General features: G+C 59.4%; 11 protein-coding genes. 5 read left to right on the plus strand and 6 right to left on the minus strand.

Translation table 11 applies throughout. The annotated features are described in order from the left end of the window. Position 1: 1 nt before the first annotated feature. Both glnE and tfpB read right to left on the minus strand, forming a co-directional pair. The gene (glnE, locus tag G547_RS0113940; protein WP_027330386.1) at positions 2-2,944 is read right to left on the minus strand and encodes a bifunctional [glutamate--ammonia ligase]-adenylyl-L-tyrosine phosphorylase/[glutamate--ammonia-ligase] adenylyltransferase; all 2,943 of its coding nucleotides are present in this window, start codon (positions 2,942-2,944) and stop codon (positions 2-4) included. A gap of 261 nt (positions 2,945-3,205) precedes the next feature. Next, positions 3,206-4,984, minus strand: a complete 1,779-nt coding sequence (gene tfpB / locus G547_RS0113945) for a type IV pilus assembly ATPase TfpB (RefSeq protein WP_027330387.1) — start codon at positions 4,982-4,984, stop codon at positions 3,206-3,208. A 206-nt stretch (positions 4,985-5,190) separates the two neighbouring features. On the opposite strand from tfpB, the gene G547_RS0113950 reads away from it, so the two are divergent. From G547_RS0113950 to ilvD, 5 genes are all read left to right on the plus strand, one after another. Continuing rightward, complete coding sequence (locus tag G547_RS0113950) at positions 5,191-5,871, plus strand: TIGR00153 family protein (protein ID WP_027330388.1); 681 nt, start codon at positions 5,191-5,193, stop codon at positions 5,869-5,871. A 25-nt stretch (positions 5,872-5,896) separates the two neighbouring features. Continuing rightward, entirely contained in the window at positions 5,897-7,171 is a 1,275-nt protein-coding gene (locus G547_RS0113955) for an inorganic phosphate transporter (protein ID WP_027330389.1), read from the plus strand. A gap of 128 nt (positions 7,172-7,299) precedes the next feature. Next, on the plus strand, positions 7,300-8,469 hold the full coding sequence (gene argE, locus G547_RS0113960) for an acetylornithine deacetylase (RefSeq protein WP_027330390.1): 1,170 nt from the start codon (positions 7,300-7,302) through the stop codon (positions 8,467-8,469). 4 nt (positions 8,470-8,473) lie between these two features. After that, positions 8,474-9,787 carry an amino-acid N-acetyltransferase gene (gene argA, locus G547_RS0113965; RefSeq protein WP_027330391.1) on the plus strand — a complete coding sequence of 438 codons (1,314 nt, stop codon included), beginning with the start codon at positions 8,474-8,476 and terminating at the stop codon, positions 9,785-9,787. Between the two features lie 555 nt (positions 9,788-10,342). Then, on the plus strand, positions 10,343-12,187 hold the full coding sequence (ilvD, locus tag G547_RS0113970; RefSeq protein WP_027330392.1) for a dihydroxy-acid dehydratase: 1,845 nt from the start codon (positions 10,343-10,345) through the stop codon (positions 12,185-12,187). Between the two features lie 99 nt (positions 12,188-12,286). On the opposite strand, the gene G547_RS21555 is transcribed toward ilvD, so the two are convergent. Genes G547_RS21555 through G547_RS0113990 form a run of 4 tightly spaced genes read right to left on the minus strand, consistent with a single transcriptional unit; the run spans position 12,287 to position 15,357 of the window. Continuing rightward, the gene (locus G547_RS21555) at positions 12,287-13,726 is read right to left on the minus strand and encodes a tetratricopeptide repeat protein (protein WP_169449455.1); all 1,440 of its coding nucleotides are present in this window, start codon (positions 13,724-13,726) and stop codon (positions 12,287-12,289) included. A gap of 25 nt (positions 13,727-13,751) precedes the next feature. Next, positions 13,752-14,378, minus strand: coding sequence for an energy transducer TonB (locus tag G547_RS0113980; protein WP_027330393.1), 627 nt, complete (start codon positions 14,376-14,378; stop codon positions 13,752-13,754). Between the two features lie 6 nt (positions 14,379-14,384). After that, positions 14,385-14,789, minus strand: a complete 405-nt coding sequence (locus G547_RS0113985; RefSeq protein WP_027330394.1) for an ExbD/TolR family protein — start codon at positions 14,787-14,789, stop codon at positions 14,385-14,387. Positions 14,790-14,829: 40 nt separating this feature from the next. After that, positions 14,830-15,357, minus strand: coding sequence for a MotA/TolQ/ExbB proton channel family protein (locus G547_RS0113990; RefSeq protein WP_027330395.1), 528 nt, complete (start codon positions 15,355-15,357; stop codon positions 14,830-14,832). Between the last annotated feature and the right edge of the window lie 2 nt (positions 15,358-15,359).

The following is a 15,359-nucleotide window of genomic DNA, read 5'->3' on the forward strand; positions in this document are numbered from 1 at the left end:
ATCAATGATGGGATTCCAGCAGTTGCCGCCACAGGCCAGTTACTCGGCGTCGCTCCTCCGCAAAGGGCTCGCCGTCCTCCAAGACTGCCTCCTGGCGCTGTAGCGCGAGGCGGTGACCGGTGGACCGATAGGCCTTGTAGGCATCAATCAACTGGGCGACGGCTTCAGCGCCCAACCGGCCGGATTGTTCCAGCGCACCGAGAATGCGGATGTTGTCTGTATACTCGGTGAGCGCGGGCTCTTCTTCGGCCCATGCTAAAACGGCATATTGAACCATAAATTCAATATCGACGATACCTCCGGCGTCCTGCTTGAGGTGAAATACTGAACCATTGCCGTCGCTTGAAGGCTTGCTCCCCAGGTGCTCGCGCATTTTCTCACGCATTTTGAGCACCTCTTCGCGCAGCGCCTCCGCATCCCGATGCTGACAGAGAACACCCCGGCGCACCTGCTCGAAATCTTCAGCAAGGGTGCTGTCACCGGCCACGACGCGGGCGCGCACCAGAGCCTGGTGCTCCCAGGTCCAGGCGTCGTTGCTTTGGTATTTCTCGAACGCGCCCAAGGAGTTCACCAGCATGCCGGCCTCACCATTGGGGCGCAGGCGCATGTCGATTTCATACAGGGTGCCGGAGGGCATGCGGGTATTCAGAATGTGGATGATGCGCTGGCCCAGGCGGGTATAGAAGAGGTTATTCTCGAGCGGCTTTTCACCGTCGGTTTTGCCCTCGGGGTCGCTGTTGTGGACAAACACCAGGTCCAGATCCGAGCCGTGAGACAGCTCAATGCCCCCCAGCTTGCCGTACCCGACAATGACAAAATTGGGTTCCGCTTCCGGCTCGCCGTTCGCGCGACTGGGCCGACCGTGGCGCAGTAGCAACTGCTCCCAGGCCAGCTGCAACACATGCTCCAGGATGACCTCCGCAATATAGGTCAGGTAGTCACTGACTTTCATCAGCGGCAGGGCACCGGTTACCTCGCTCGCCGCCACCCGCAGGGCATGGGCCGAGCGGAAATAGCGCAGGGTATCCATGTGGCCTTCCAGGTCGTCCCAGGCCAGGCGCAGGAGTTCGCGGCGCAGCTCATCCCGCAGTTCGTCTTTATCCGGCGGTGCGTACAGGCTCTCCGGCGTGAGCAGCTCGTCCAGCAGGGCCGGAAAGCGGGCAAGCTCGTCGGCAATCCAGGGGCTGGCGGCGCACAAACGCACCAGTTGCTGAAGGGCGACCGGGTTTTCCACCAACAGGACAAGATAGGCGCTGCGGCGCACCACCGAGACCACCAGCGGCTGAATCCGGGTCAGCGTTTCTCCCACCGACTCGCCTTCGGCCAGCATGGCGAGCAACCGGGGCATAAAGGCGTCCAACCGGTCGCGACTGCTCGCCTGCATGGCGACAACCTGGCGATGATTGCGCAGGTCATTGAGCACCGACAGTACCCGCTCGGGCTGATCGAGGCCGCGCTCGGTCAACCACTCCCGCGCCTCGTCCCCCTCAAGACTGCCTTCCCAGAGCGAGACCCAGGGCCGCAGGGTTTCGGTATCTTCGCCCTGCTCGACATCCGGATCGGCGATCACCTCCTGGAATTCCCGGTTGACGCGCTCCCGGTAGCCATTGAGCGTTTTCTCAAAACTCGGCCAATCGTCAAACCCCATGGCCCAGGACAGGCGCAGCCGCCCTTCGTCGTCCGAGGGCAACGCCTGGGTCTGCCGATCCTGGTAGCCCTGAATGGCGTGCTCGGTATTGCGCAGGAACTCATAGGCCTCTCGCAGCGCTGAGCCGCTGCCTTTGGGAAGGTACTGTTCAGCCTCGAGCAACGGTAGCAGCTCACACACCTGCCGCTCACGCAGGCGCGGATCCCGGCCACCGCGAATCAGTTGGAAAACCTGCACCACAAACTCGATTTCCCGAATACCGCCCTCGCCGAGCTTCACATCCTCACTCATCCCCCGACGCTGAACCTGTCGGCTGATCAGCCCCTTCATCGCCCGCAATGACTCGATCACACTGAAGTCGATGTACTGGCGATAAGTGAACGGCTTGAGCAGGGCCATCAGTTCATCGGCCACCACCCGGGCCCGGTGCCCACTGGCGGCCACCGGCCGCGCCTTGATCATGGCGTAGCGCTCCCAGTCCCGCCCCTGACTCTGGTAGTACTCCTCCATGGCATCAAAGTTCGACACCAGCGCCCCGCTTTGGCCGTAGGGGCGCAGGCGCATGTCCACCCGAAAGACAAACCCTTCGGCGCTGGGCGCATCCAGACTCTTGATCAGCTTCTGCCCCAACCGGGTAAAAAACTCCTGATTATCCAACGAGCGATCGCCGCCCTCGGTCTTACCCGCCTCCGGATAAGCAAAAATCAGATCAATATCCGAAGACACATTCAACTCACGCGCCCCCAGCTTGCCCATCCCGAGCACAATCAACGCCTGCTCCTCACCACTGTCCTTGCCCATGGGGACCCCCCAGCGGGGTTTCATTCGCTCGAAATGCCAGTCCAAGGTGGCCTGAATCGCCGCCTCCGCAAAACGCGACAGCTCATCCGTGGTTTCACGCATGGTCGCCAACCGATTCAGATCCCGCCAGATGATTCGCACCATCGCCCGATGGCGCTGCCGGCGCAACGCCTTATCCAGCGAGGCATCCTCCTCACAGGCCTGCACCGCCTCCACCAACTCCGGAAACGATCCATCCGCCAGCGGCTCAAACAATGCCCCCGACTCCACCAACTCCAACAACAGCTCCGGACGGGTAGCGCAGGTTTTCGCCACATACTCGCTGGCCGCGAAAACGCGGTTGAGCTGCTGCAGAAAGTCCGCTTTGGACACCGAGCTCGGCAGCACGGACTCGGGAGCATCCAACTCCCGGCGCGCCAGACTCTGCTCGAAATCCTCGAAGCGCTTGCGGGTGGCGTCCTGGAGTTGGGTGGGCATTAGCGTTTTGTCGAACATTGGGGCTCTCTTTTGAAATTGGGCTTTGGGTGTTGATGTTTGTTGGGGTGTTGGGTTGGGCTTTTGGTAGGTGGCGGCTACCGCCTTACCTACCCTACGGCACCGAACGTAAATGTGGCACTGAGGTCGGGGGCGGGGCATACCGTTTTAAAACTCTCTGAGGCATGGATGCCGATGAGAAGCCTACAGGGATGTATTCACGGCGGGGTTTAAAACGGTATGCCCCGCCCCGACCGGTAGCTACCAACACCCACCAAATCGCTAGCGTTCTTTTTCGGGCGGTGGCGCGACGCGCATGACCTCTTCCACCGTGGTCAAACCAGCGGCGACCTTCTGGGCGCCCGACAGACGCAGCGTACGCATCCCCTCGCGCATCGCCTGCTTGCGCAACTCCCCCAGACTCGTATCCGGCCCGATCCGATCCTTCACCGACTCCGACAACAACAGAATCTCATACAACCCCTGACGCCCCAAATACCCCGTATTCCGGCACTCCAGACAACCCACCGGACGGTACACCTTCTGCGGCACCGACACCTTCCACGGCATCACCAACTGCTGCCAATCCTCCGAACTGATCTGCCCCTCCTCCTTACAATGCGGACACAAGGTCCGCACCAACCGCTGCGCCATCACCCCGAGCAAGGTCGCATTGATCAAATAAGGCGGAATGCCCAGATCCAGCAACCGCGCCACCGTCGCCGGCGCATCGTTCGTATGCACCGTCGAAAGCACCAGGTGCCCGGTCAGCGCCGCCTGCACCGCCATCTGCGCCGTTTCCAGATCCCGGATTTCGCCCACCATAATGATGTCCGGGTCCTGACGCATCAGCGTGCGGATGCCCGCCGCGAAATCCAGGCCGATTTTGTGATGCACCTGGGTCTGATTGAAGTGCTCCTCCACCATCTCGATCGGATCCTCAATGGTGCTGACGTTCACCTCCTCCGTGGCGATCTGGCGCAAGGAGGAATACAGCGTGGTGGTCTTACCCGAGCCCGTGGGGCCGGTTACCAGCACAATCCCGTTGGGCCGTCCCAGCATCGCTCGCCAGCGTTGGTAGTCATCCCCCACCAACCCCAGGTCCGCGAAACTGCGCAGCAGCACATCCGGGTCGAAAATCCGCAACACCATCTTTTCGCCAAAGGCCGTGGGCAGGGTCGACAGGCGCAGCTCCACTTCACTGTCGTCGTTGCGCCGGGTCTTGATGCGGCCATCCTGAGGCTTGCGCTTCTCTGCAATATTCATCCGTGCCAGCACCTTGAAGCGGCTGGTCACGGCGTTGGCCACATTGGCGGGCAACTCGTACACCGGATGCAGCACCCCGTCGATGCGAAAGCGTACCCGCCCCACCTCGCGCCGGGGCTCGATGTGAATGTCGCTGGCGCGCTGGTCGTAGGCGTACTGCAGCAGCCAGTCGACAATTTTGACCACATGCTGATCATTGGCTTCCGGGTCCTCGCTGAAGCTGCCCAGGTCCACCAACTGCTCGAAGTTCCCGACACCACTCGCCCCCGGACCGCCACTGGCCCGGTTGACCGAGCGCGCCAGGGTATAGAACTCCACCATATGTCGGTCGATATCCGCCGGATTGGCGAACACCCGTTTCACGCTGCGGCGCGCCACATGCTCCAACTGCGGCTCCCAGCCGGTGATAAAGGGCTGGGTACAGGCGACCACCACGTGCTCCGGTGTCACATCCACGCAGAGAATGCCATGGCGCTTGGCGAAGGCGTAAGACATGACGTCCGTTACCTTGGGGACATCAATCTTGAGCGGATCAATGTGGAAGACCGGCAGCTCGGCTTTCTCGGCCAGCCAGGCGGTCAACACATCGCCATCGAGCACCTTGCCGGGCCGGGCCCGATCCTCCAGCCCCAGGCTGGCGATGTAGGCCAGCGGGTGCATCATGGCCTGCTCGCGGGTGCGCGCGGTGCCCAACACCGAGTTGGCGTCCTCTTGGCCCAGGCGCTCGTCACTGACCAGGTCGTCGACCAGGCGGCGCAAATCGAGGCTGTGCTGGGCAATAGCGGTTGCGGACATGACGAGTTCCCGTTCTGTAAGCGATATCGGTCGATTGTAGCCTGTCTGGCCGGGGGACAACACCGGGGGGCCCGCCAGCCCTGGGCTGAAACACGAATCTGAGGTCAATTTCCAGGGAATCCGTCATAAAAATGTCAAATTCGAGGGTGACCTATACTGGATAAGTTTTTATACTGCCCGCACTTTCGCAAGGGGGACATTCCATTATGGCTATCAACAACCCTTTCTCCAATCTGTTTGGACGCTCGCCCATCAAGCCCATGCAAGAGCATATGGCGGTGGCGATCCGGGCCACGGGCGAGCTGCAGCGCTTCTTCGAATCGGTGATTGCCGACGACTGGGAACAGGTGGAAACCGTCCAGAAGCGCATTACCGACCTCGAGCACGAAGCCGACGCCCTGAAAAAGCAACTTCGCCTCCACCTGCCCAAGAGTCTGTTCCTCCCCGTTCCCCGTACCGATCTGCTGGAACTGCTGAGCATGCAGGACCGGATTGCCAACCGGGCCAAAGACATTGCCGGCATTATGCTGGGCCGTAAGATGACCATTCCGGCCAGCATGCAGCAAATGACCCTTGAGTACGTCGGCGCGGCGGTCAAAGCCGCCGAACAGGCACTGACCGCCATCAACGAACTGGACGAGCTTCTGGAAACCGGCTTTAGCGGCCGGGAGCTGGGCATTGTCGAAAACATGATCCAGGAACTGGATGCGCTTGAACGCACCACCGACAAGCTGGAAGTGGAAATGCGAGCAACATTGTTCAGCCTGGAGGCCGACATGCCCCCGGTGGATGTGATGTTTCTCTACAAGGTCATCGATTGGATCGGTGATCTCGCCAACCGCGCCCAGGACGTCGGCGGCCGTCTCGAACTGCTGCTCGCGCGTTAATTCACAATAAGATTGGGGTAAGCTCATGACCGTGATCGCTGAATACGGCCAGACTCTGTTAATCCTCGCCTGTATCTTTGGCCTGTTTATGGCCTGGGGCGTTGGCGCCAATGATGTTGCCAACGCCATGGGCACCTCGGTGGGCTCCCGGGCCCTGACAATCAAGCAGGCCATCCTCGTGGCCATGGTGTTCGAATTTCTGGGCGCCTACTTGGCCGGTGGCGAAGTCACCTCCACGATCCGAAAAGGCATTGTGGACTCAGGAATCATGGCGGAGAACCCAGACTTGCTGGTCTTCGGGATGCTCTCCGCTCTGCTGGCGGCCGGGACCTGGCTACTGATCGCGAGCATCCTCGGTTGGCCGGTGTCCACCACCCACTCGATCGTGGGCGCCATTGTCGGCTTCGCAGCAGTGGGCATCTCTGTCGACGCGGTTTCCTGGGACAAAGTCGGCGCCATCATCGCCAGTTGGGTGGTCTCGCCGGTTCTCGCGGGCACCATCTCGTTTTGGCTATTCCGCTCGGTGCAGAAACTGATCCTTAACACCGAAGACCCCTTCAGCAATGCCAAGCGCTATATCCCTCTGTACATGTTTGCGGTAGGCTTTCTGATCGCCATGGTCACGCTACTCAAGGGGCTGAAATATGTCCTGAAAGAATCGGCCTTCCAACCCAACTTTTTTGAAAGCGCTCTGCTATCGGCAGTCGTTGGGATCCTCGTCGCCATCCTCGGTATCGTCATGATGCGCAACGTAAAGCGCGATAGCGAAGCAGACTCCGTGCACCGTTTTTCAAGCGTCGAGCGAGTATTTGGCATTCTGATGATTTTCACTGCCTGCGCCATGGCCTTTGCCCACGGCTCCAACGACGTGGCCAACGCTGTCGGCCCGCTGGCGGCGATCGTGAGCGTAGTCAACACCCAGTCGGTCACGGCCGAAGCGGTGGTGCCGGGATGGGTGCTGCTGATTGGCGCTGCGGGCATCGTGGTCGGTCTGGCCACCTACGGCTGGAAAGTGATCGCCACCATCGGGAAGAAGATTACCGAGCTGACTCCGAGCCGCGGCTTCGCCGCCGAGCTGGGTGCGGCCGGCACCGTGGTGCTGGCTTCCGGAACCGGCCTGCCGGTATCCACCACTCAGACGCTGGTCGGCGCGGTTCTCGGCGTGGGTCTCGCACGCGGTATCGGCGCGCTGAACCTACGGGTCATCGGCACCATTTTCATGTCCTGGATTATTACCTTGCCCGCCGGGGCCGGCCTGGCGATTCTGTTCTTCTTCTTTTTCAAAGGCGTGTTTGGGTAGGTTCCCTCACGACCTCTGAGTCACGGCAGATAGCTCGGCGCCCTGTGGGGCGCCGGGTCGATACGCCCTACCTCACCTTCGCGCTCTGTATTACACTGCCTATACACTTCTTCTGAATTTGGCCGTGTATGACTTTTGATCTCAAACGCTATCGGGACCAACTCAGCCAGTTGGTGGCCCAACCATCCGTCAGCTGCGCGGACCCCAACTGGGACATGGGCAATAAGCCAGTACTGGACCTGCTTGCCACCTGGCTGGAGGAGCGCGGATTCAGCGCCGAGATCCTTCCGGTTCCCGACAAACCCAACAAATTCAATCTGATTGCGACCAAGGGCTCCGGCTCCGGCGGACTGGTTCTGTCCGGACACAGCGATACAGTGCCCTACGATGACAATCGCTGGCAGAGCGACCCTTTCGAGCTGGCCGAGCGCGATGGCAAGCTCTATGGTCTCGGCGCCACCGATATGAAGGGCTTTTTTCCGGCCGTCTTGGCCGCCATTGATGCGCTTTCCGATCGTCCCCTGAAAGAACCACTTATCGTCCTCGCCACCGCCGACGAAGAGAGCAGCATGAGCGGTGCCCGGGCGCTCGCCGATCAAGGTCACCCAAGGGGGCGCTACGCCGTGATCGGCGAACCCACCGAACTGCGCCCGGTGCGCATGCACAAGGGCATCATGATGGAATCGATCCGGGTACGCGGCTCGAGCGGTCACTCGTCCAACCCGGCACTGGGGCACAACGCGCTGGAGGCGATGCACTCGGTGATGAGCGAGCTGCTGACGTTCCGGGGGGAGCTGCAAGCGCGCTATCGCCACCCCGGGTTTGCGGTCGATCTGCCAACAATGAACCTGGGCTGTATTCACGGCGGCGATAACCCCAACCGGATTTGCGCCGAATGCGAGCTGCATTTTGACCTGCGGGCCCTCCCGGGCATGGATAACGACGAGCTGCGTCGCGCCATCGACCTCCGCCTGCGCCCCATCGCCGAGCGCAGTGGCACCGATATCGTGCTCTCGGAGCTCTTTGCGGGCGTCGAGCCTTTCGAGGAACCAGAAACTTCCGAACTGGTTCGCACCTGTGAACGCTTGACCGGCCAGAGCGCCGAAGCGGTGGCGTTCGCTACCGAGGCACCCTTCCTGCAGTCTCTCGGCATGCAGACGCTGGTACTCGGCCCCGGCTCCATCAACCAGGCCCACCAGCCCGACGAATTCATCGATATTGGGCAGTTGGCCCCCTCGGTGGATATACTGTGCGGGCTGATTGAGCAACTGTGTATCAACCCGGATTCGAAAGGATAAACATTTGAGCGGCTCGACCCACGACTACGTTAAATGGTTCAGGCACTCCTCGCCCTACATCAATGCCCACCGGGGCAAGACCTTTGTGTTGATGTTGCCCGGAGAGGCCCTGGTGCATGCCAACTACGGCAACATCATTTACGACATCGCTCTGCTCAGCAGTCTGGGCGTGCGACTTGTTGTGGTTCACGGCGCACGCCCGCAGATCGACGCCCGTCTGAATGAAGCCGGCATAGAAAGTCAGTTTCACCGCAACCTCCGGGTCACCGACGCTGGCAACCTGGAAAAAGTGACCCAGGCCATTGGCCAGGCCCGCATTCAAATGGAGGCGGCGCTCTCCACCGGCGTACCCAACTCCCCCATGCACGGCTCGCGCATGCAGGTCATCAGCGGCAATTTCGTCGTCGCCATGCCCCACGGCGTGCTGGATGGCGTCGACCTTCAGCACACCGGTAAAGTCCGCCGGGTCAATACTCGCTCACTGAGCGCCGTGCTGGACTCCGGGGCCATTGCCCTGCTGTCACCGCTGGGGTACTCCACCACGGGAGAGGCATTCAATCTCTCCTACAGCGACATCGCCACGCACGTGGCCACGGCGCTGAAAGCCGACAAGATGTTGGCTTTTATCGAACCTGACGGGGTCCGAGACGATGCGGGCGAACTGATTCGACAGCTCGCGCTGCAAGAGTGCCGCGACTTCCTCCAAAACGAAGGCGAGCGCATCGGCCGTGACGTGAGTCAGTCCCTCAACGCCTGTTACCTGTCCTGCCTGCAGGGCGTCCCGCGCGCCCAACTGGTCAGTTACGCCACCGACGGCGCCCTGCTGAGCGAGCTGTTTACCCGCGACGGCCTGGGCACCATGGTCCACTCGGACAGCTACGAGCAGCTGCGCCGGGCCACCATCGATGATGTCGGTGGCATTCTCGAGTTGATTGCGCCGCTGGAGAATGAGGGCATTCTGGTGCGTCGTTCACGCGAGCTGTTGGAGACTGAGATTGGTCGTTTCCATGTACTGGAAAAGGACGGGACCATTATCGCCTGTGCGGCGCTTTATCCGTTTGAGGAAACGGCGGAGCTGGCGTGCGTGGTCACGCATCCGGATTACCGCAAAGGCGGACGGGCTGCGACATTGATGGGTCAAATGGAAAAGATCGCGCGACAGCAAGGGGTCAAACAGCTGTTCCTGCTGACCACTCAGACCGCGCATTGGTTTATTGAGCAGGGGTTTGTTCAGGCTCAGATCAGTGATTTACCGGTGTCGAAGCAGCGGCTGTACAACTATCAGCGCAATTCCAAGATTTTCATAAAGAACCTTTAGTGTTTTATGTGTTGGAGTAGCGTCAAGTCCGGTCCGAGGTGGGGTATACCGTTTCAAGACACGCCGTAAACCCATCCCTGGGGGCTCGAATCGCGGGTCCCCCGCTCCACGGTCTTGAAACGGTATACCCCACCTCGAACCTCCTTGCCAATAGCACCCTTTTTCAGGTCTCGCGTAGGGCACGGTAAGCCGAAGGCGCACCTGCCAAAATCAGGTGAAGGGACCCGCCTTGCAAGTCATTTCGGTAGGTGGCGGCCTACGGCCTTACCAACCCTACACTCCTCATCAGCGGACGCGCTTTACGGTCCGATACGTCCGACCCGCCCAATGTTAAGCCTCGGCACTGAGGACCGCTGCGGTGTATGCCCTTTCAAGACCGTGGAGCGCGGGACACGCGATTCGAGCCTACAGGGATGTATTTACGGCGTGTCTTGAAAGGGCATACACCGCAGCGGGCCGGGCGTGACGCAACATACCAGCCCAGACAAAACGCTCCCAACAGGGTTTTCTGCTATTATTGGCGGCTTTTCGAACGTCGCCAAATAGAGAACGACCATGCCCGTTTATCGCTCCAAAACCACCACCGCCGGCCGGAACATGGCCGGGGCCCGCGCCCTGTGGCGCGCCACCGGGATGAAAGACGAAGACTTTCACAAACCCATCATCGCCGTCGCCAACTCCTTTACCCAATTCGTCCCCGGCCATGTCCACCTCAAAGACATGGGCCAGCTGGTCGCGCGGGAAATCGAGAAAGCCGGCGGCGTCGCCAAAGAATTCAACACCATCGCCGTGGACGATGGCATCGCCATGGGCCACGACGGCATGCTCTACAGCCTGCCCTCGCGCGATATTATTGCCGACTCCGTCGAATACATGGTCAACGCCCATTGCGCCGATGCCCTAGTGTGCATCTCCAATTGCGATAAAATCACTCCGGGTATGCTGATGGCCGCCATGCGCCTGAACATTCCCGTCGTGTTTGTTTCCGGCGGCCCCATGGAAGCGGGCAAAACCAAACTCGCCGAACACAACCTGGATCTGATCGATGCCATGGTCATTGCCGCCGACGACTCGGTGGACGACGAGACCGTGGCCGAATACGAACGTTCAGCCTGCCCCACCTGCGGTTCCTGCTCCGGCATGTTTACCGCCAACTCCATGAACTGTCTGACCGAAGCCTTGGGTCTGTCTTTGCCGGGCAATGGAACCATGCTGGCAACACACGCCGACCGGAAAGAACTGTTTCTGGAAGCGGCTCGGCGAATCGTGGACATTACCAAGCGCCACTACGAACAGGACGACGAGCGGGTGCTGCCCCGCGCCATCGCCAACTTCAAAGCCTTTGAAAACGCCATGGCGCTGGATATCGCCATGGGAGGCTCCACCAACACCATTTTGCACTTGTTGGCCGCAGCGCAGGAAGGGGAGATCGATTTCAGCATGTTTGATATCGACCGCCTGTCGCGCCAGATCCCACAGCTGTGCAAGGTCGCACCCAATACCCAGCAGTATCATATCGAAGACGTGCACCGCGCTGGTGGCGTGATGAGTATTCTGGCGGAACTGAACCGGGCGGGACTTTTTCACAGCGACCTGCCCACGGTTCATAGCGACACCTTCCAGAAGGCACTCGATCACTGGGACCTGGTCACCACCGATTCCGAAGACGTGCGCACATTTTTCAAAGCCGGCCCGGCCGGTATCCCCACTCAGCAGGCGTTCAGTCAGGCCACTCGCTGGCCCAGCGTTGATGACGACCGCACCAAGGGCTGCATCCGCTCGCTGGAGCACGCCTACACCCGCGAGGGCGGGCTCGCGGTACTGAAAGGCAATATCGCGCTGGATGGCTGTGTGGTGAAAACCTCCGGGGTGGACGAAAGCTGTTGGGTGTTTGAGGGCCCAGCGCGCGTAGTGGAAAGCCAGGACGAAGCGGTCGACGCCATTCTCAACGGGGTCGTGAAAGCCGGAGAAGTCGTTATTGTGCGTTACGAAGGCCCCCGTGGCGGACCTGGAATGCAGGAGATGCTTTACCCCACCAGTTACCTGAAGTCCAAAGGGCTTGGAAAAGCCTGTGCACTGCTCACCGATGGCCGCTTTTCCGGTGGCACCTCCGGCCTGTCCATTGGACACGCCTCGCCCGAAGCGGCCGCCGGAGGCGCTATTGGCCTGGTCCAGAACGGAGATATGATCCGAATCGATATCCCCAACCGTTCCATCAATGTGAAACTGACCGACGCTGAACTGAGCGAGCGTCGAAGCGCCATGGAAGCGCTGGGGGAAAACGCCTGGAAACCAAAAGCGCCAAGGCCTCGCCGGGTCAGCACCGCACTCAAAGCATATGCCAAATTGGCCACCAGCGCCGACAAAGGGGCCGTTAGGGACTTGAGTCAGCTCGATTGAAAATGCGACGGAAGCTGGGACGCTTCCCGCAACAAAACAGCCAAGCACAAAAAAGCCGGCTTGTATGCCGGCTTTTTTGTGAAAGCGTGGAAGTGGTGGTTAGGCAGAGCCCGGTAACACCAATCCGTCTTCCTCTTCCCATTTCTTCTTGCGCTTCTGGTACGCCTCTTCCTGACGGCGCGCTTCCTCTTCACGGGCTTTTTCACCCTCAGCGTATTTGATCCACTGCTTGGCCGCCTCTTCACTGCGCTTATCTTTGGCCGCTTCCTTCAAGACTTCAATCGCGTCCTCGTACTGCTCCAAGTTCACGTAGGCGGTGCCCATTCTCAGATAAACCTGGTCGGGACGGTCAACGCCCTTGTCCAGTGCTTCCTGTGCCGCCTCGACGGATTGCTCGTAGCGATCGTTCAGCATGTAGATGGCCGACAGTCGAGCGAACAGATCGCCTTCTTCAGACTTCTGTGCCGCTTTTTCCATCTCCACCATGGACTTTTCGGTTTCCTGAGCAAGACTCCAGGCATTGGCCAGAAGCTCAAGGTTACGAGCGGTGGGCTCAATAATCTCGTCTTCGTAAATGCCTTTATCCAGAACCTGAGCGGCCTCGTAAGGCACCTCCCGGTCCAGATACATGGAAGCCATGGAGACCAGAATGTTCTCTTTATCCAAGCCACCGAGCAGGTAAACCACTTCCAAGGTATGCAGGCGATCGTCAAAGCGCTCCAGCAGGCTGTACATGTCGGACAGCTGACGCCAAGTGGAGACCTTCGGATAATGCCGAACCATCTTCTCCAGCACCTCGGCGGTAGACTGGTAGTCTTCCTTTTCGAAGTACAGCAGACGCTGCATGGCAAACCAGTTTTCCTCGGGAACTTCCCCCTCGGCTTCGGTCATGCTGACGGCTTTATTCACATGCGCCAGGGCCCGATCTTCCTGTCCCATCTGATAAAACAGCAGCGAGAAGGTGTAGTACTGATCCGCATTGATGCTGGTCACCAGATTGGTCCAGTTCTCGAACGCATCCAGAGCCGCCGCAAAGTCCTCCTCCTGCATATGCAGCTTACCCAATATCTGCCAGGTGCCTGTTTCCAGGCCTGTGGGGATCTGGGGGGAGCGCGCCACAACCTTTTCAAAGGCTTCAATGGTCTTCTGCATATTGTCTTGCTGGAAGTGCACATTCGCCATGAAGTTGTAGATCTGGGCCTGCTCGTACGCGTTGTACTCGCTGATGTTGGACTCCATCTCCTGAAGAAGATTGAGCGCTTCGCCCAGATCGGGCTCCCGACCAGAATCCTCTTCAGGATCGATAAAGGCCTGAACTTCCGACAGCTCTTCGTTCAATCGCTGGCTGATACCGGGAATCCGACGGGGTTCCGGCGGATTGCTCGCGGGCCGAATCAGCTCCTGAGCCGCTGCCGTGCCGAAGGTCCATGCCGTATCCGGCGCGAACGCGTCGGCAACAACAGTGGATACGGCGGGCGCGGTGATCAGAGCCGCAGCCAGCAGACTGCGATTCAGAGTACCCGCGATCGTTGCTTTCACTTTATTCACTGTTTTAACCCCCAACCTAGTCATCCTGCAGCTCGAAGACGAAACGATAGCTCACACCGGCGACTTCCACCGGCTCACCATCGACGACGCGAGGACGGAACTTGAAACGCTCCGCGGCACGAATCGCCGCACGATTGAAGATGCTAGTTTCGTTACCATCGGTATCCACTGCGTTGGTGACAACAACATCGCGAGTGGCGCCGCTGGTGGTCACGGTAAACTGCACAGTCACAAAGCCTTCAATACCCCGAGACGCGGCACGACGCGGATACTCAGGGGCAACCGCAACGATCGGCATGTACTCGCCATCGCCGGAGAAGTTGCCGCCGGTACCCATGTTCATGTCCAGCCCCATATTCGGCGCTGCCATGTTCAATGCCGCCGTATCAACATCCGGCGACTCGAACTCCGGCTCCGGAATATCCGGCGGAGGCTCGTTTGGGTCTTCCGGCTTGTTGGGCTTGGCCGCTTCGTACTGCGTCTCGATCTCCGTATCCGGCATGCGAATATCGGCGATTTTGCGGTCTTCGGGCTTCTCATCCTGACCAAGTTCGGAATTGATCAGAGATTGCATCAAAAACAACAGGGCAACTGTCACAACAATCGACAGAGCCCCTGCAATACCTACTCTTGCAAAATTCATAGCAGCCTAGTTCTCTTCAGTGGAGACAGCGACGTTGGTAATGCCCAGTTCGCGCGCAGACTCAGTAATGGAGATGACAAATTCCATGTCCGCTCCCTGATCCGCCTGGATAACCACTGTCCCATTCGGGTTTTCGGCCTGCAAACGCTCGATCTGCGCCCGGACACCACGCTTGTCCACCTGCTTCTTGTCGATCCAGATCTCGTTATTCTCATTAACGCCAATCAGAATCGCGGCTTCTTCCCTGGCTTCGGCCATGGTCGCTTCAGGTCGAGTAACTTCAATCCCCGTCTCTTTGATAAATGTAGCAGTCACGATGAAGAAGATCAGCATGATGAACACCACATCGAGCATGGGCGTCAAGTCAATGGCCTGGGCTTCTTCTTCGGCTTTCTGATTGTTCCTGCTCATGGGATATCTCTTAAATACCGGTTAAAACTGGGTGTCGGCCTTAGTGATCCATCGTCAGGTGATCGGCAAACAGGTGATTTTCGCGCTCGGCGATCCGCTCCAGATAGGTATTGGCGAACAGACCCGAAAGGGCTGCCACCATGCCTGCCATGGTTGGAATCGTCGCTTTGGCCACGCCGCCAGCCATCTGCTTGGCATCGCCGCCGCCGGTCATTGCGAGCACGTTAAACACTTCGATCATCCCGGTAACCGTGCCGAGAAGACCCAGCAACGGACACAGGCTCACCATGGTCGCGATCATATCCATGTTGGTGTTGATCTTCTCGGATACACGAGAAATCATCGCTTCACGGATTTGATGGGCATTCCAGGATTTGCGCTCACTGCGGCTTTCCCACTGATCCAGCGCCGCCTGGACATCGCTTTTCAGACCCCCCTTGAAGTACCAGAACCGCTCGAAAATGAGGGTCCACATCAAGAAGGTGAGGATGGCGATGAGCACAAGCACACCGCCCCCTTGATCCAAAAAGGCTTTAATGGCTGCAAACGCTTCCATTATTGCCAACATGG

It is taken from the genome of Marinimicrobium agarilyticum DSM 16975 (assembly GCF_000423345.1).
GTDB classification, from domain to species: Bacteria; Pseudomonadota; Gammaproteobacteria; order Pseudomonadales; family Cellvibrionaceae; genus Marinimicrobium; species Marinimicrobium agarilyticum.

Coding starts and splice junctions, on each gene's coding strand:
- glnE (WP_027330386.1), bottom strand. CDS start 2,944: ATGTTCGACAAAACGCTAATGCCCACCCAACTCCAGGACGCCACCCGC.
- tfpB (WP_027330387.1), bottom strand. CDS start 4,984: ATGTCCGCAACCGCTATTGCCCAGCACAGCCTCGATTTGCGCCGCCTG.
- G547_RS0113950 (WP_027330388.1), top strand. CDS start 5,191: ATGGCTATCAACAACCCTTTCTCCAATCTGTTTGGACGCTCGCCCATC.
- G547_RS0113955 (WP_027330389.1), top strand. CDS start 5,897: ATGACCGTGATCGCTGAATACGGCCAGACTCTGTTAATCCTCGCCTGT.
- argE (WP_027330390.1), top strand. CDS start 7,300: ATGACTTTTGATCTCAAACGCTATCGGGACCAACTCAGCCAGTTGGTG.
- ilvD (WP_027330392.1), top strand. CDS start 10,343: ATGCCCGTTTATCGCTCCAAAACCACCACCGCCGGCCGGAACATGGCC.
- G547_RS0113980 (WP_027330393.1), bottom strand. CDS start 14,378: ATGAATTTTGCAAGAGTAGGTATTGCAGGGGCTCTGTCGATTGTTGTG.
- G547_RS0113985 (WP_027330394.1), bottom strand. CDS start 14,789: ATGAGCAGGAACAATCAGAAAGCCGAAGAAGAAGCCCAGGCCATTGAC.
- G547_RS0113990 (WP_027330395.1), bottom strand. CDS start 15,357: ATGTTGGCAATAATGGAAGCGTTTGCAGCCATTAAAGCCTTTTTGGAT.